Source organism: bacterium SCSIO 12741, assembly GCA_024398055.1.
GTDB lineage: Bacteria > Bacteroidota > Bacteroidia > Flavobacteriales_G > Salibacteraceae > SCSIO-12741.
The window spans coordinates 1926728-1943596 of the sequence record CP073749.1 but is presented as its reverse complement, the minus strand read 5'-3'; the positions used below and the strand labels follow the sequence as shown (position 1 = coordinate 1943596).

Here is a 16869-nt window from a genome sequence, read left to right as displayed (position 1 = left end):
TAAGTGAATCGGAGTTTTATTCCTTTTTCTCTTCGTTCGAATCCCTGGAACGCGATCTCTGGACCGGACTGATGGAAACGACTCTCGAAACGCTGAACCAGGATGAGAATTATGGTTCGTTTACGGCCCGCGAAAAATTGCTGGCTTTCTACTTTACCCACCTCGAAGTATTGCTGAAATACCGAAGCTATATCAAGCTACGCCGAAAAGCTTTGAGGCAGACACCACACACCCCCATTGGATTGGTGGCTACAAGGAACAGTTTCTGGAATATGCTGGAAGTCTTCTAGCGGAAGGAATGGAACAAAAAGAGGTAAAGGATCGCCCACTTATTGGCAACCAATACCACAAAGGAATTTGGGTACAATTACTCTTTGTATTGGACTTCTGGTGCAAGGACAACAGTGCCGAATTTGAACAAACGGATGCGGCCATAGAAAAAGCAGTCAATCTGACTTTTCAACTCTTGGGTGAGTCTGCTTTAGACAGCATGATCGACCTCGCCAAATTTCTGATGCAATCCCGATAACGATGAAGGAACAGCACAAAATTCCCGTCTCCAAAATGCAACGTGCTTCCCGGTTCTTAGGAACGGGAGCAAAAATTGGTGGCAACGTCATTAAGTACTACGCCAAAAAAATGGTGGATCCATCTACTGAAAGGAGTGAATTGGATGAGGCCAATGCGGAGGACATTTACAATTCATTATCCCAACTGAAAGGAAGCGCCCTCAAGGTAGCCCAAATGATGTCGATGGATGAGAATGTACTGCCAAGAGCCTACACTCAAAAATTTCAGATGGCCCAGTACAATGCCCCGCCCCTTTCCTATCCGCTGGTGGTTAAAACCTTTCGGCGTTTTTTTGGGAAAAATCCGGATGAATTGTTCGATTCCTTTTCGAGAAATGCGGTGAATGCAGCATCCATTGGACAGGTTCACAAAGCAACGATTGATGGAAAAGAGTTTGCCGTAAAGGTGCAATACCCAGGCGTGGCGGATAGCGTGAGCAGCGACTTGAAAATGGCGAAACCCATTGCCATGCGCATTATGAACATCAAGGCCAAAGATTTAGACAAGTACATGCAGGAAGTTGAAACCCGGCTTTTGGAGGAAACCGACTATGAGTTGGAGCTCAAAAGATCGGTGGAGTTGAGTGAAAAGTGCTCTCATTTCAGCAACCTGGTTTTTCCAAAATACTACGCCGATTTTTCCAGTAAACGGGTTATCACCATGGACTGGATTGACGGTATTCACCTCAGCGAATGGATTGAAACCAATCCTTCTCAAGAGGAACGCAACGAGATGGGTCAAAGGCTGTGGGACTTCTACAACTTTCAGATGCACGAACTTAAAATTGTGCACGCCGATCCGCACCCAGGAAACTTTATCGTCACTGAAAACGGGGACCTGGGCATCATCGACTTTGGGTGTGTGAAGGAAATTCCCGAGGAATTTTACTATCCCTACTTCCAATCCATGGAGCCGGGTTTGGTTGAAGATCAAAAACGATTTGAAGCTTTGTTGGAGGAACTGGAATTTTTCCTCCCATCAGATACGGATGAGGAAAAAAGGTATTTGCTCAGTATCTTCACCAAAATGGTAAGGCTCATTGGACGCCCCTTTTCGGAAGAGGTATTCGATTTTGGAGACAAGGAATTCTTCGGCTCCATTTTCAACTTGGGTGAAGAGATTTCAAAGGATAAGAAGTTCAGAAAAACCAATGCTGCCCGAGGATCGCAACACGGTATTTACATCAACCGAACTTACTTCGGTTTGTACAACCTATTGCATCAAATTCAAGCTGTGATCACTCCACGGGGAGATGAAATTCGCAAGAACTTTATGCCTTTTCAGGTGGTTTAGATTCGAGACTTGTGGTAGCGAGCTATGAGTTCGCCTTTGCTGTTGATTTCCAATTTTCGATACACCCGGCGAATGTATTTGCGGACAGTATCGATGGAGATATCCAAACGATCGGCAATGAGCTTGTAGCTTAAGCCATCGACAATTCCTCTAACGATATCTTTTTCACGGTCGGTCAGGCCCTCTTCGACGTGGTTGGACGGTTGAAAATAGTCAAACACTTTACGTGCTATGGATGGGGTAATGGGAGATCCTCCCTCTTTCAGAGAGAGTAAGGATTCTTTGATTTTGCTCAGTGAGATTTCTTTATCGATGTATCCCGATGCGCCTGAACAGATGGCCTTGAAAATGCTTTCGCTGTCCGTCAAGGCAGATACAATTACCACCTCAGCCTCGGGCCATTTTTTCTTTACCTCACCAATACCTTCGATGCCCGAAATTCCGGGAAGGTTGATATCCAATACAACGATATTGGGCGTAAAGTCCGGTGCATTTTGAAACAGCATTTCCATGCTCTCATGGCTGGAGATCAACTCAAAATGATCGGTGTCTCGTTCGAGGTATCTGTGCAAGGTATCCCGAATACCGGCGTCGTCTTCAACAATGATTAGATTCATCCTGCTCTTTTTAGTTCCACCAACTGCGGCGAATTTGTTTGGCAACCTTGACCTCGAATCCCTTTTCGGTGGAAATGGACAATTGGGCTCCAATACTTTCGGCCCTCATTTCCATATTCTTTAATCCGCTGCCTGCCTTTCCCTGATTTGCATCCAGGCTACCGTTATCAAAAATAGAGAGCTCCAGGAATTTTCCATCGTGATGTACATGAACATGTACCTGATCTCCATTCGAGTGCCGTAGGATATTGTGGACCGATTCTTTAAAAATAAAGAATAACTCCTTCTTCTCGGTTGGATTTAGAGGAATGGTTTCCAATCCCTTATCCAAATGAACTGCTGCCGTAAATTGACTATTCTCAAACATTCGTGTGGTATGCTCATTGATTTTATCAAAGAGGCTGACCACATCCAGATTCCGGGCATCGATACTCCAAACCACATCACGCATATTGGATAAGGCCGTTCTACAGCTTTCCACTATTCCAATTAATACCGGCTTCTGTTCGGGACTCACTTCATCTTCAATAAATTCAGCCTGCATGGCCACCCGGGTAAGTACAGAGCCCACATCATCGTGCAAATCAGAGGAAATGTGAATACGCATCTGAGCCAGTTCCTTGTATTTTTCCAGGCGTTGACGCACAATGTACCAAGCAATGGAAGCAAACAGGGCCAAAACAGCAAGAATAAACCACGGCGATTTGTAAAAGATTTGAGCCACATGAATGGGGATTACAACTTCCTCCTTGCTCCAAGATCCTTTGGAGCCAGCCCCTCTCACAATCAAGTTGTAATCGCCAGCAGGAAGAGAGGCAAAACGCACTTGATTTTGGGTACCCAAAAAGCTCCAATCCTTGTCGTAGCCTTCCAGTTTGTAGGTATACACATTTCTTCCAATTCTTAGGAAATCGGTATAAGCAAAACGAATGTTCAGGTGCTGATTGTTGGCCGGTAAACTAATTCCAGACGCAATATTGGTTCGACCAAAAAGGCGCACCAGGCTATCCGACTCGTTGAAGTATTCGGCACTGGATAAAAGAATGTGGGTTTGCGGTTGGTCCAGGGTATCCAAGGGCTGACATAGGCTCACTCCATCCACCCCACCGAAAAGCAACTGCCCCGATCTGAGTAGCAGCGCCGAACCATGATTGAATTCATTGTGGGCCAAACCATCATCTCCGTAATAGTTGAAGATTAGGTTTTCTTCCGGATGAATGACCGAAAGTCCAAAATTCGTAGCGACCCATACATGGCCATTCCCATCAATCAAAAGTGCCCCGACTTTATTATCGCAGAGTCCGCTTTCTTTAGAATAATTGGTTACTTCTCCTGTTTCCCGATTCAGGCGGTCTACCCCACCATCGGCCTGCCCTATCCAAATGCTACCATCCTTCCCTTCTCCAATCGAATTGATCTCATTTCCATTTAGAATTCCATAGTCCTGGGCTCCGGATTGCATCCATCGAATAGGTTTTCGGTTCTCATCCAATTCTACAAGTCCCTCGGCACCAGCCAACCAAAGATGCTGGTCGGAAGAAACAAAAAACTGTTTGATACGAAATTGACTGTGGTCCTTACCATCCAATACCACGGGTCGATCAAAAAACTTTCTCCGAACGGGATCAAATCCTTGCACACCAGAATAACCGGCCAACCAAAATGTTCCATCCTTGGGGTCTTCAAACCCAGCAATGAAATACTGATACTTGTGCCGATACTGGTCTGAAAGCGGATGGAGGTAGGTCGTGTATCCAAAGTTTTGTTTGTGCACGCTCATCACTCCATTTCCCTCGGTAATCAGCCAAAGGGAGTCTAAAGTATGAGGTAACAGTGTGTAGAAACCGTAAGAGGTGTTGGGAATCATTTTCTGGGCCTTCCGAGCCCCCTGGCGGCAGACATAAAGTCCACCATAGCTGCAGAAGTAGAGATCTCCGTTGGTGTCTTCATAAAAACCTCGATAACTTGGTATGGGGTTGTTCATAGCCGAATCACCTAAACCATACCGGGCTCGAAATCGGGTGGATTCGTTGGTTACTTTAAAAAGACCGTTGTTGGAACACATCCAAAGGTTGTGTGAATGGTCTTCGAAAAACTGAAAAAAATGGACATTGCTTCCCGGGTCAAACTGCCCAATTTCCAGGCGCTCCATTTCGCCCTGACCATCCAATTTCCAAATCTGCTTTCGCTCTTCACCAATAATCCATTGATCTCCTTTATAATCCACATAGTTTTGATAAACCGACTCTGGGACAGGCCAATTTTTCGGCACCAAAGTGTCTCCGGTAGGATCGTATAAAAAGGATTGATTCTCGACATGAATCAGGATGTCTCCACCCGAGGTATTTCCCAAATTCCAAACTTTCCAAAAGGTATTTTGCAAATGGGCTTTGTGGATGCCCCTGGATTTCAAATCCACCTGAAAACATCCATTGGCCTCCGTACCTAACCACAGGTATTTTCCGTCATCAGCTAAGATGGCCCCGGAGCCAAAAGATCCCAAAGAGTCACTCGGGTTGGTCACATTTTCAAACGATCGCCCCTCGGTCCAGGCAAACAAATCACCGAGTTGATTGGCCGCCCATACGGTTCCATCTTGTGAGCAATGAATTGAAACAAATCGCTGGCTACCGCTAATGGACTTAGGAAAATAAACCTTCAAAGTGTAAGATCGAAGGTCTAAAGCATTGATCCCATCTTCAGTGGCCAACCAAAGGATGGAATCCTGATCTTCAACCAGGTCATTCACATAGTTGGAAGAAAGGGCAACCTCTGTGTTTCTTCCGAAACGCTGAAATTCGTAGCCATCAAATCGATCGAGACCGTTCCAGGTAGCCAGCCAGATAAACCCATCACTTCCCTGCAATCCCGCATTGACGGCACGGTCGGAAAGCTGCTCATGTTCGGTCCAATGCTGAATGGACTGGCACCATAAACACAAGCTGCATAGCACTCCAAAAAGGGTAAGGGGTAATCTAAGAAACATGAATTCCTGCCTAATGCGAATCCCAAATATAACCTAAGTACCTAAAGGAGAACTCATCCACGCCTTCTCAAAAAAAATGAGGCAATTGGGCCAAATTGATAGACAACGAATCGAAAAAACTTCCGTCTTAAGATTAGTTACAGCCTATCCGGTAGACCTCCTTTACAACCCGGATTTCTTTTCTTATTGTCTCAGGACATAATGTGCATTGGACTTACTCGACCAAAAAGGGAAGTCACATTTATGTGACAGGCTGTGACTATTTGTGGCCTATTTGATCCTGCCAATTATCCAGTAATTCTTCCACCACACCGCTAAACTTTTTCTTCAAAATAGGATAAAGCAATCCATGCTGAAGTTTGTTTCGAAAGCGAAAGCTAAATATCATTTTGACCCGGGTAGTCTGAATGGAAACGGCATCAACCTCCCACTCTCCCTGAAGCTCATCAAAGGGATAAGGGTAATCAGGTGCTTTGGTATTGACCTCAAAAGCGTATTTCTTTCCTTCTATCCAAAGGGAGCACGTTTCAGTCCATTGGTCCTTTCCGTGACTGCATTGGCGTACCATACCCCTTCCTTCTCCAGATAGTATTTTCACCCCATCAATGTTAGGAGCAACTGTATAGTAATTGGCTACATCAGAAACCACACTCCAGGTTTTCTCCTGAGAACCCTTCATGATTCGTTCATAGGTCAAGGTCCGAAGTTCTTTGGCTCCCGTTTTTGTGCGGGAAAGAGCAAAGATTTGGTTGATCGCCATGGCCAGAACTAGGAACCCCACAACTTCGATGAGACCAATCCCCAAACCCGATATTTCAAAAGGTTGAAGGATTAGGAGGAGGAGACTAGCTATCACCCAAAGCAAATCCTGCACGATGATCAACAAGATTCCAGCCGTATTTTGATGCTTGATTTGATAGGCAATGGTGCCGGAGAAAAAGAGAAGACCAGCACCAATTAAGGCAAATACAAGTCCTTCATCCAGACCAAACCAATTACTCACAGTTCTATTAGCCGCGATTAGAATGATTCCTGAAAGGCTCGAAAAGCTGGCATTCAGGCTAAGTGCTTTTTGTAGGTAATTCATTTTATACTCGATTTGATTTTGAAATAAGTCGTCATGTTTTGATGCCGTCGCCTAAGCACCCCTTTGGCCCAGAGTGCGGTAAGACCGGTAAGTACTCCGCCATGCAGCACCAATTGATCGGAAAGGATGGAAGTAGAATCATTAAGGGATTTTATTTGAATCTGGTTGTCCCAAACCTTCACATATCCTCCGTATTCCCGGGTTTGTAAAGTGCCCAACTTGGGATCAAAGGATTCCCAATAAATCATGTGCTTTCCAAAAGGTATGATGCGATTGACGGTAAGCTTGAAAGTATCTGTTCTTCCCGGCTTAATCCAGATCGGGTCGGATGTGGGTTGGAGGATTACCTTGGGTCGCAGCATGGCTGTCCAAAAACTCAATACATGCATTTCTTGAATCAATGAATCAGCGGATGTCGGAACCTGAGATTCTACCCGCCACTGGATTCCTTGTTTGGCTTTACCGTTCACTTGTACGGTCACTTTTTGTTTGCTAAACGTAGGTGATTGAAGCGTCGAACAGGCGGCTAAGAGAATCGGAGATAGGGCTAATGCTATCCAGGGAATAATGCGTTTCATACGTGATCATGTTGGATGCAATTTTAGCCCGGACAGGTTCGAAAAGATTGATATTTTACGCCAAAATGAATGCGGCAGGTAGTGACCGAGAAAGATTATACCTACCTTCATTCTTCCAAAAAATGCTCAGAAACAATGGATCGAGTTGCGGCTCCTTTTGTAGCCAGTTTATATGAATATGCTTCGCTTATTGGGGTGGACGAAAACAGGCTAAGAAGTCAGCTAAACCAACCTGATGTAGACCTTTGTTCACCCGAACAATTTGTGACTTCTCAGGAATACCAAGACACCTTCAAGTTTCTTTATGAAGCATCCAAGGACGAGCATTTTGGACTTCACCTCGGTACTTTTCTCAACCTCAAGGCACTCGGATTAATCTATCAACTGTCCATCCAATCCAGCAGTTTCGATCAGGCTCTATTTTTGGTTTCCGAATATTTCTCCCATGCTTTTCCAGTAGTTTCTGTACAGGCCATTCAGGACGACCCTTAGTGCTTGAACTCAGCTGCACCATTGCCGAAGAGGAATGGCGATCACAGTTGTTGGATGCCGTGATTTGTTTCGTTTTTCGGGAAGTCAGTCAAATGGTCAACCCGGAGGATTTGCCCCAGGTTTCAATTCCTCATACCAAGGTCGAAGCCTTTGGACAAGCACTGAATGCACCAGTTACTCAAGGGCCAGGATATCTACTTCGATTTCATCAAAAGGCATCTGAGCTACCCGTGAACCAGAAAAGATTACGAGAAATTGACCTGCTCTTGCCTCCGTTTTTAAAAATGCTGGGCAAGAAAAAAGAGGAATATGGCCCCTTCTCATTTCAGGTGAGGGAAATGCTCCTAAACATGAGTCAGCCCGAATTGCCCAATTTTGAAGAACTGGCACATCAGTTTCCTCACAGCCATCGGACCATTCAACGAAAGCTAAGAGATGAAGGTTTGACTTTTCGAAAAATTGTGGATGAAATCAAGCAAGAGCTCTGGTCTCATTTGGAAATGGGCCATTCGATAAAGAGCAAAGACATCGCTTATATCCTCGGATATTCCGAAACCAGTGCCTACCTACATGCAGTAAAAAGGTGGAAGCAAAATGCATCGATCTCTCTTTCGTAAAACCCCCTTTTGGCCCAGAACGAAACATAAAAATAACACGCCAACCTGATCAGGAATAGCCTTTCGTTTTATTTTTGCAACCATTCTAAATCCATGAACGAGAACCGGTTATTCATCCTTCCTAATTCCCTTTTTGCCCTTCTTTTCGCGGTCCTTGTTATGGGTATTCTTCCCCACTAAAAGCCCAGGATTCAGATTACCAGAGAAAGGGTCGTGTCTATCTTCATTGGGGATGGAATAGAAGCGCTTACACCCGATCTGACATTCAATTTTATGGTCCGGGCTATGATTTCACCTTGTATGATGTGCATGCTCAGGATCGACCTACGGAATTGAGTATGGAAAACTACCTACAGCCCGATCAAATTTCCGTTCCACAAACCAATTTTCAATTGGGTTATTACCTCTCGGATCACTACAGTATCTCCATCGGTTTTGATCACATGAAATACGTGATGACGCGCATCCAAAATGTGAATATGGAGGGTTATATCCGAGGCACGGATACGGATTATGATGGAGTCTATCAAAACGAACAAATTGAACTAACCCCTCTACTTCTTACCTACGAACACAGCGACGGTCTCAACTACCTATTTGCTGAATTCAGTCGGCACGACCGGGCTTTAACGCTTTGGGACAATGCCTTCCAAATTGAGATGAGTGAGGGATTAGGAGCCGGTGCGCTATATCCAAGAACAGCCTCTCGGTTTTTGGTAAATGAACTGGCCGACGACTATCATTTTGCGGGTTATGGTTTTCACGGCCGGGTAGGAATTCAATTCTTGCTCTTTAAGTATGTTTCTATTCAAACCAATCTGAAAGGTGGCTTCATTCATTTACCCGATGTAGTTACCAGCAACCGAGCAGGTGAAGGCGCCCGACAGCACTTTTGGTACCTGCAGGGGAATCTGCTTTTTGGGGTTAGCATCCCCGTCTTTCACCGGGCCAATTAAAGGGACGGTTCATCCCAAATATTCGCTTCTCGTCGTATATAAACCTCACTTTAAGCAACTTACTTCTTTTTTCTCCGTATAAAGCTTGCACGTTTTGAAGGAGTTAGCATGTTCTTATCATTTCGAAAACTCAAATTAAAACGTCTATTCGATTGCTACGACGCCAACGGTAACGGTCATTTGGACATGAACGACGCGGTGGTCATTACGAACCGGTTCTCCCAGGAATTTGGCTGGGATACAGGGAGTTTTGCGGATCGCAGTTTCAAAGGCGCCTTTTTTAAGGGGTGGTCTCGCATGTTCCGTCAAGCCGATGCTAACCACGACTACCGGATAACCTGGCAAGAGTTTCAACACTATCATCAGGAGGCCAGCTCAGATGACTCTCATTTTTACCGTGATCTCAAGCCCTTTTTAGACGACATTTTTCCCTTTCTCGACCCTGATGGGGATGGTCTCATCCATAAATCTACCTACCTGTCTTTTTACCGGGCCATGTGCAATTCCAACTTGGGAGAGGAAGAAGCCTTCGAATCCTTTGATCTTAACCACGATGGCGCGATTTCGCACCTGGAATTTTACACCATGTTCTACCATTTCCACATGAGTGCCGATCCGGATCATGCCAGCAAGTTGTTTTTCGGTCAATTAGAAAATACCCCAAGAAAACCGCCTGATTCCCTTCTCCTCGGTACTTTGTTGTAATTTTATTCCGAACCTAAATCCTAGGGATGAAAGAGGAAAACGAACGTTCGATTTACGCCCTGCTAATCGGCCTAACCGTTGGCTTTGCTTCTGGAGCCTACTTGTTTAGCCGAAAAAATAGCGTTGTTAGAGACAAGATTGAAGCGGAAATCAAAAACTTCTACCACGACAAGGTAGAGTTGAACGATAAACAGAAAAATGAAATCAATCGGATCAAAAGCTCTTTGCTTTCCATTTTGGATGAATTGAGTGGCCGAATCAAAAACTCCATGAACGATGGAAAAGAGTCCTAACGACAGGCTTGAAAAAATGCTTGAAATCGTTCGCGAAATGCTGGACGAAAACATCAAGGATGCCAAGTTGGTAGCCATTGAGTTCTTGGCCCTCATGCTCGGCGCCTTGTCCACCAAATTAATGATGGCTTCCCTGGCACTGATTGGCCTCTTATTTTTGGCATTTGGAGCAGGAAACATGCTCAATGAAATGTTCAACAGCACCTACCTGGGTTACTTTGCCATGGCTGGTTTCTTTTTGGTTGTCATTCTGTTGCTACAATGGATTCAGAGCATTCGCAAAATTCCCTACTTCACCAATTCCTTCATTCGTTTATTTGTAAGCCTGTTTTATTATGGAGAGAAGAAGGATTAGAAACCTCAATGAATTGCGTATTGAGCGTGACTTTCTGAAACAAGAAAGACAACTCAAACGAGCGGAACTCAAAAATGAGTACGACGCTTTTCGTCACGAATTGATGCAAAAGCTATTCGTGGGTGCCGTACAAAAGGTCTTTGGATTTTTCGGATCTCGCAAATGATGAAATACTTTTCTTTTCTCGCCCTTATGGGGCTCCTCGCTGCCTGCCAAATACCTGAGCACAATGGATCCGCTAAATCGGTGGTCACCAGTTCCCGCTTCCAAATTGAGGCCGGCGGCATTCGAGCACTGAAGGCCTATAACGATCAGGAAGTTTGGTTTTCCGGAACAGGTAATCGCTGGGGATATACCCAAGATGGTGGAGAAAATTGGACCATTAGCAGTGTTCCCAATATCTCGGACAAAGTAGAATTCAGATCCCTGGAAAAGACCCCGAATGGTCACCTGTATTTAGTTTCCATTCAGTCTCCCGCAGCCGTATACCGCTCCGTTGATGGGGGCGAAAACTGGAGGCAGATTTTTACTGATACAAGTAGTACTGCTTTCTTCGACGCTGTAAAGTTTTGGGATGATTCCCGGGGCATTTTACTCGGTGATCCGAAGGAGAATCATTTTCAGGTATATCTCACCGCCGACGGTGGCGATACCTGGACCCAAGTCGATACCAGCGCCCTTCCCAAAGCGTTGCCTGATGAATTTCCCTTTGCTGCCAGTAATTCCAACTTCTCCATTTTTGGAAGCCACGTTTGGTTTGCTACCGGAGGAAAATCAGCCTCAAGGGTGTACCACAGTCCAGATTATGGACAGAGCTGGGAGGTCTTTACTACGCCCATTATGAGTGGATTGGCCATGACCGGCATTTACGCGGTCGATTTCAAAGACGAATTAACGGGTGTTGTTGCAGGAGGCGATTGGAGTGCCCCTGATTCTGCGGGCACTTCTCTGGCTCTTACACAGGATGGGGGTAAAACCTGGCAGGTGCTCAACAGTTCTGTAGCATCCGGTTACTTTTCCAGTATTCGCTTTGCCCCAGGTTCTTCCGAAACGATTATCGCCGTTCAGGGTAGAATGCGTGATATCAAATCCAAAATTCTTGTTTCAAAAGACTTAGGCCAAACCTGGAAGGCCTTTCCTGAAGCTGGATGTGTAGCCTTCGAATTTGCCTCCGATTCAAGTATTTGGCTCTCGGGAAGTAACCAATTGACTCACTGGAGCTGGAGCGACTAAAGCAGTTTTGCACGGTTTTTGACTCACGTTTCTCAAAATTCTATTTTTACCGCTGCAAACCCGTATTGGCCATGACGTTTAAACGTACCCTCTTACTATTCCTGGCTTCCTTGACCATTTTGGTATCTCAGGCCGGTGTAAAACCAGGTTTTGATCCCGTGGAAGCTCGTGATATGATTGCGCTCTGCAACAGCTTTACCTTTGAGTTTTTGTACGGAACCGACGAAGCCATAATTCCCACTGGGTATGAGAAGGTATTTACCTCCAGCATTCAGGGAATGGACAACAAATTTCAGGTGTACAAAAAAGGAGACATCGCGGTCATCAACTTTCGTGGATCCACCGAAAAAGCCATAAGCTGGGTAGAGAATTTTTATTCAGCCATGATACCCGCAAAAGGGAAAATCGTCATCCAGGAAGAATCCCACCCTTACACGTTTGCCACTGAAAAAGAGGCTTCCGTTCATGCCGGGTATGCCCTGGCCGTTGTCATCCTTTCTGAAGATATTTTACGGGAAATCAAACAACTGAATGACCAAGGGATTTATCAGATTTACATCACCGGACATAGCCAGGGAGGCGCCTTAGCTACCATGACTCGGGCCTGGTTGGAAAATCTACCCAAGAAAGCTTTAGATCCAAAAAACGAATTCAAGACCTACGCTTTTGCCAATCCCATGTGTGGGAATCAGGAATTTGCTGATGAATACGGGGAACGCTTTGTTGAAACGGAAACGGCTTTTAGCATCATCAATCCACGGGACATCGTACCTAAGTTGCCCTTGAATTACGAAGAAGGGAAAATCTTTAGCTCGGAGCGTTTTGCCCAGTGGCTGGAGTCTGGTATCGATACCAAAGGACTGGGTAAAGACATGCTTATGAAAGTTTTTGAGGGCGGAGTGAAGGGCTACATCACCAAGTCGAATGCTTTGATGACTAAATTGATCAGCGCCAAATTTGGATCCGTGACGATGCCCGAATTTGTGGACGACATCAACTACTTCCCTTGTGGCGATGTGAAGGAACTTGAGCCCTTTGAATACCCTAAAATTGAAGTAGATACCGCCGGAATGAGTGAAGATGAATTGGAGCGATGCGAACAAGGTGAAGATGGAAAGTGGTACAAACTCGAACCCAAATTCTACCAGCATAATCCTTACAACTATTTCGTAGGCACACTTAAGGCCTTCCTGCCCAAGCAATATGGCCGCCTGGAAAAACGATACCTGGAAGCCAACCTATAGTTCCCAGGCTTATTTAGCCGACTTTCCCGAATTATATATCAAGGCAACAGCCGATCCCATGATGGCTCCAATGACCAAGTGGGCGATGGTATTGAGTACGAAAATGCCGTTGAAATCCACCGTCCAAATGGAACGCACCACCAGGGCCGAAGGAATAAACATCATAGCAGACATAAGAATCCCGTAAACCAAAGAGCGGGAAACCACTGGTCTGGATTGAAAGAAGAAAGGAAAGAAGTACACAAACAATCCGGCGTAAATCAAATGATTGGCCATTAATCCCAGGTAGTTCACCTCAGGCCTTCTGAAGGAAACCATGTTGGCCTCATCCGCTCCCATGTACCACATGGTGGTAAGAATATTACTCAGGAAAAAGGCTGCGATGGTAGCGAGGATATACTTTTTCGTTGTCATAAGCTTTGTTTTGAGTCAAAAGTATTTTGGTCAATTTCAATTAAATTGGCATTTTGCGACAAAGTAGATTTCATGTTTTTCGCCGGTAGTTTCGTGCTCGATCTAGAAGAGTTTTCTCAGCAAAGAGGCTGGGATGCATTGGATTTATTCGAACTGACGGGAATGGATTCGCACGAATTAAGGAAAGCAGGTTGCACGGTGGACTTTCAAACGATTGAGCGAATATTCAAAAAACTCAAGGGTCCTCAATCGGAGTACATCGGTTTGGAAATGGGCGACTTGATTAACCTAAGGGCCACTGCCTTTGTAGACCAAATCATGGAAAGTTGCTCCACCGTTCAAGAGGCCTTCGAGTTTGCCATAGGCTACAGCCGGTTGATCAGCGATTCGATGGACTGCCAACTATCCATTGAGGAAGATCAATTTGAAGTGACTTTTGCCCTGCACCCAAAATGGTCGCTTTGTGATGATTTTGCCATTCGCCAAAATCTGGAATTGGCCCTGCTTTGTGCCCAAAAATCACTGCAACGATTAACGGAAAAAAAGTACCACCCCAAGCAGGTCAACTTTCACTTTCCCAAAACCGGTAAGCCCGGCGAATACTTCCGTCGATTCAATTGTCCTGTTCGGTTTAATCAGGCCATTTCATCCATCGTTTTTGAACGCCACGTGCTGGAAGAAAGTGCTCTTGGTCAAAATCTGGGGCTTCGGGAACGGCTTACGCTTGAGGCGGATTCTTTGCTTCATAAATTACCCTTGGACGACCCCTGGAGCAACGCCTTCCAAAAAAGCATCTTAACCCGATTGGCCCAATCCGAATTTCAAATTGAGGCCGTTGCATCCGATTTACACCTCAGCCCGAGAACCTTACAAAGGAGATTGAAAGAGCAAGGAAAAACCTTTAAACAAGCCCAAAACGAACTCCGGTTTCAACTGGTAAAAAAATTGATGCAGCATCATCGATATTCACTCGATGAAGTGGCCTGGATGACCGGTTTTTCTGAAGCGAGTACTTTGATCAGAGCGTTTAAGAATTTCGAAGGAGTAACTCCCAAACAATTCCAGATTCAGCAGGAAACAACAACCTAAAGGCCGAATCGGTATTGCACCCCACCCAAAAATTGATCCCGGGTACCCAGGAAGCCATATTCTCCACGAATCATCCAGTGTTTGTTGATTTGAAACTGGGCACCCACCACCAAATTCCATAGATTTTCCTGGCGTTTATCCAGTGAATACTCTACGGTAGATTTAGAAATACCAGAAGCCGCGGTTTCCACCCCATTCAACAGGTCTCCGGCCTTAGAAATGGCAGCCTGAGCAGCTGCATATTTGCCCGCATTTTGGGCTTTTTGCTGGGGCGTAAGTCCTGCCCACCAGGTATCCAATTGTACCTGAGCTTCATCTAAGTGGATGTACCCATTTTCAATTTTGTTGGCTAAATCTTCGAATTCAAAAAGAGAGTTTAGGGGCAATTGACCATCCGTTCCACTGGCAATGTCTACCCTAAAGCCTCCAACCCAAACAGCCAAAGCTCGCTCGTCTTTGAACCTAAAATTCTTTCCTATTCTTGGCCCAAATACAAAGGCGTAGGCAGGTTTGCTCAATTCGGGAATATCTGACCAACTGAAGTTCATGTCTAAGGCTATAAATCCGCCATGAACACCAAAGGTGGGAGTGAGACCAAAGCCCACCGTGGTGGCTTGAAAATCAGCCTGCGTATTGCTGTTTAAAATTTCGGTGTACCCTGTTCCATTGGGAATGTTGATGGAAAAATCGACGGTCGTACTGGTCTGTGAATAGGCAAAGATTCCATAAACATTGAGGAAGGGAAACAGCCAGACATCAGGCCTAAAATTCATGGCATCGGTGCGAGCTGTTGCGTCGTTGAACCGGATGATATCATCCAGGGGAAACAACTGACTTCCATTGAAACCAACCTGAAGATTTCGAATTAAAATGGAGGATTCCTGGTAAAGATAATTGGCACTTAACCCAGCCGAATAGGGCAAGTCATAACCTCTATCAAAGGCCCTTCTGCCCAAAATAGGTAAGGCGTCTTCATAAACTTCACCGGAGTCTCGTTCCAGGGGTTTGTCTTTTCGAACCTTGTCCGTAAATACCTGTGCCGAGGCATGGGGAATAAGTATAAGAGAAAGGATAACACTGCTGATTACAAGTAGTATTGTTTTCATTAGAATGCCTGATTAAAGTTAAAATAGATGCCACTGGATTCGATACCAATTCCGTAGTCCAGTCGAATGTTCATTCGAGGTTGTACTTCAAAGCGATACCCAACTCCAAGGTTGGGCAACCACTTCAAATTGTTGTTATCCAATTCATCTCCATCGAATACCGTTCCCGATCCCAACCAAGCCACTGCGCTGTGCTTGGTCAATTCCTGATCGGCCCCGTAGAAGGTATGGCGGTATTCAGCGAGAAAATAAAAGAGGTGGTCATTTCTGTAGCGTCCCCATTGGTAACCTCGAAGATCGAAAGGAGTACCAAGTTGCGACATTTCACCGTAGGGAACGTCCCCATAGGCTAATCTCAATTTGGCTTGCCAGGCCAAGGTTCTGCCTTCCCTATGAATGGTTTGAAATTGACGATAATCGAGTAAATAGACTTGATAATCATTATCGCCTCCTAAGGCATCTGAGTAAATGGTCCCTCTAAAGTCAAGATATAGACCTTTGCGCGCATCCACGGGAACATCTCGGGAATCATACCTTAGAATTAACCCTAACCCGGTGTTTAAGGGCCTTCGGTTGTATTTGATGTAAGTTAAATCTGAACGCACTCCCAAACTTGGGTCGGACCCTTCGGTATAATTAAGGTCTACGTTGAGTCCAACGAAGTAATGTTTTCGCACCTGAAAAAGAAACCGTGGATTGACCCACCACCATTGCCGCTGAAAGGCTGTAGTGGAATCAGACTTAGGAACCTCCCGACCTGCATCATAGCCCACTCCCCAGTAATGATCGGGCATGTCTTTGTACCAAAAATCTCCGTTGATTCTCAATCTATCCTTCAACCAAAACGAGGTCAAAATTCCATTGGCTACAATAGCTCCGGTGGTGGTATAACCAATGGTCATGGGAAAGGATGAACGTTGAATCAATGTGTCTTTCCGATTGGTTTTGAAAGTAGGCAATCCTCCAATCGCGATTAAGCCACCGAGCTCAGGAGTATAGCCAGGAGCAGCCACCGGAGTGATCATAAAACGACCTTCGGCTAGCTTTTGTTCTTTCTTCGCCTTTCGGGCCGCTTTTTTCTCCGATTTCGGGAACGTGTCCTCCTGAGTTTGAGCGGGTAAAATGAATCCGACAACGAAAGCCACAACAATTAGTAAGGTGTACCAGTGATTCATAGAATCCAATTTTCAGAAGACCACGGTTGAGCTTGATCTCCAATAGACTAAAAATAAAA

19 protein-coding genes are annotated in these 16869 nt (G+C 45.2%); 12 read left to right on the top strand and 7 right to left on the bottom strand.

Annotated elements, in window-relative coordinates; all coding sequences use genetic code 11:
• The first annotated feature begins 136 nt into the window (after positions 1 to 136).
• Both KFE98_08250 and KFE98_08245 read left to right on the top strand, forming a co-directional pair.
• Positions 137 to 529: a hypothetical protein gene (locus tag KFE98_08250; GenBank protein UTW64668.1), complete on the top strand. Its 393-nt coding sequence runs from the start codon at positions 137 to 139 to the stop codon at positions 527 to 529.
• Positions 520 to 1863, top strand: a complete 1344-nt coding sequence (locus tag KFE98_08245; GenBank protein UTW64667.1) for an AarF/ABC1/UbiB kinase family protein — start codon at positions 520 to 522, stop codon at positions 1861 to 1863. Before KFE98_08250 ends, KFE98_08245 begins: the two co-directional genes overlap by 10 nt.
• Here KFE98_08245 and KFE98_08240 read toward each other — a convergent pair.
• The 4 genes from KFE98_08240 to KFE98_08225 form a co-directional block, all read right to left on the bottom strand.
• Positions 1860 to 2480 carry a response regulator transcription factor gene (locus KFE98_08240; GenBank protein UTW64116.1) on the bottom strand — a complete coding sequence of 207 codons (621 nt, stop codon included), beginning with the start codon at positions 2478 to 2480 and terminating at the stop codon, positions 1860 to 1862. The two genes, KFE98_08245 and KFE98_08240, sit on opposite strands and share 4 nt — an antisense overlap.
• A gap of 10 nt (positions 2481 to 2490) precedes the next feature.
• Positions 2491 to 5466: a hypothetical protein gene (locus KFE98_08235; GenBank protein UTW64115.1), complete on the bottom strand. Its 2976-nt coding sequence runs from the start codon at positions 5464 to 5466 to the stop codon at positions 2491 to 2493.
• Positions 5467 to 5725: 259 nt separating this feature from the next.
• Complete coding sequence (locus tag KFE98_08230) at positions 5726 to 6553, bottom strand: SRPBCC family protein (protein ID UTW64114.1); 828 nt, start codon at positions 6551 to 6553, stop codon at positions 5726 to 5728.
• Positions 6550 to 7131, bottom strand: a complete 582-nt coding sequence (locus tag KFE98_08225; protein ID UTW64113.1) for a hypothetical protein — start codon at positions 7129 to 7131, stop codon at positions 6550 to 6552. Before KFE98_08225 ends, KFE98_08230 begins: the two co-directional genes overlap by 4 nt.
• Positions 7132 to 7266: 135 nt before the next feature.
• On the opposite strand from KFE98_08225, the gene KFE98_08220 reads away from it, so the two are divergent.
• The 9 genes from KFE98_08220 to KFE98_08180 all read left to right on the top strand — a co-directional run bounded on the left by KFE98_08220 (position 7267) and on the right by KFE98_08180 (position 13026).
• Positions 7267 to 7623, top strand: a complete 357-nt coding sequence (locus KFE98_08220) for an AraC family transcriptional regulator ligand-binding domain-containing protein (GenBank protein ID UTW64112.1) — start codon at positions 7267 to 7269, stop codon at positions 7621 to 7623.
• Positions 7623 to 8240, top strand: a complete 618-nt coding sequence (locus tag KFE98_08215) for a hypothetical protein (protein UTW64111.1) — start codon at positions 7623 to 7625, stop codon at positions 8238 to 8240. Before KFE98_08220 ends, KFE98_08215 begins: the two co-directional genes overlap by 1 nt.
• Positions 8241 to 8578: 338 nt before the next feature.
• Positions 8579 to 9196 (top strand): hypothetical protein, encoded by a 618-nt coding sequence (locus tag KFE98_08210; protein ID UTW64110.1) that lies wholly within the window; start codon positions 8579 to 8581, stop codon positions 9194 to 9196.
• A 108-nt stretch (positions 9197 to 9304) separates the two neighbouring features.
• Positions 9305 to 9901 (top strand): EF-hand domain-containing protein, encoded by a 597-nt coding sequence (locus KFE98_08205; protein UTW64109.1) that lies wholly within the window; start codon positions 9305 to 9307, stop codon positions 9899 to 9901.
• A gap of 26 nt (positions 9902 to 9927) precedes the next feature.
• Complete coding sequence (locus KFE98_08200) at positions 9928 to 10194, top strand: hypothetical protein (protein ID UTW64108.1); 267 nt, start codon at positions 9928 to 9930, stop codon at positions 10192 to 10194.
• Complete coding sequence (locus tag KFE98_08195; protein ID UTW64107.1) at positions 10178 to 10549, top strand: hypothetical protein; 372 nt, start codon at positions 10178 to 10180, stop codon at positions 10547 to 10549. Before KFE98_08200 ends, KFE98_08195 begins: the two co-directional genes overlap by 17 nt.
• Positions 10530 to 10715 carry a hypothetical protein gene (locus KFE98_08190; GenBank protein ID UTW64106.1) on the top strand — a complete coding sequence of 62 codons (186 nt, stop codon included), beginning with the start codon at positions 10530 to 10532 and terminating at the stop codon, positions 10713 to 10715. Before KFE98_08195 ends, KFE98_08190 begins: the two co-directional genes overlap by 20 nt.
• Positions 10715 to 11782 (top strand): hypothetical protein, encoded by a 1068-nt coding sequence (locus KFE98_08185; GenBank protein UTW64105.1) that lies wholly within the window; start codon positions 10715 to 10717, stop codon positions 11780 to 11782. Before KFE98_08190 ends, KFE98_08185 begins: the two co-directional genes overlap by 1 nt.
• Before the next feature lie 71 nt (positions 11783 to 11853).
• Positions 11854 to 13026 (top strand): lipase family protein, encoded by a 1173-nt coding sequence (locus KFE98_08180; GenBank protein ID UTW64104.1) that lies wholly within the window; start codon positions 11854 to 11856, stop codon positions 13024 to 13026.
• 9 nt (positions 13027 to 13035) lie between these two features.
• Here the strand turns inward: KFE98_08180 and KFE98_08175 are convergent, their stop codons facing one another.
• Positions 13036 to 13440: a hypothetical protein gene (locus KFE98_08175; GenBank protein ID UTW64103.1), complete on the bottom strand. Its 405-nt coding sequence runs from the start codon at positions 13438 to 13440 to the stop codon at positions 13036 to 13038.
• Between the two features lie 45 nt (positions 13441 to 13485).
• On the opposite strand from KFE98_08175, the gene KFE98_08170 reads away from it, so the two are divergent.
• On the top strand, positions 13486 to 14529 hold the full coding sequence (locus KFE98_08170; GenBank protein ID UTW64102.1) for an AraC family transcriptional regulator ligand-binding domain-containing protein: 1044 nt from the start codon (positions 13486 to 13488) through the stop codon (positions 14527 to 14529).
• Here the strand turns inward: KFE98_08170 and KFE98_08165 are convergent.
• Together KFE98_08165 and KFE98_08160 are read right to left on the bottom strand one after the other, a co-directional pair.
• A complete protein-coding gene (locus KFE98_08165; GenBank protein UTW64101.1) occupies positions 14526 to 15635 on the bottom strand; it encodes a hypothetical protein in 1110 nt (369 codons plus the stop codon). The genes KFE98_08170 and KFE98_08165 overlap by 4 nt on opposite strands.
• Entirely contained in the window at positions 15635 to 16810 is a 1176-nt protein-coding gene (locus tag KFE98_08160; protein ID UTW64100.1) for a BamA/TamA family outer membrane protein, read from the bottom strand. The genes KFE98_08165 and KFE98_08160 overlap by 1 nt, the downstream gene beginning before the upstream one ends.
• Between the last annotated feature and the right edge of the window lie 59 nt (positions 16811 to 16869).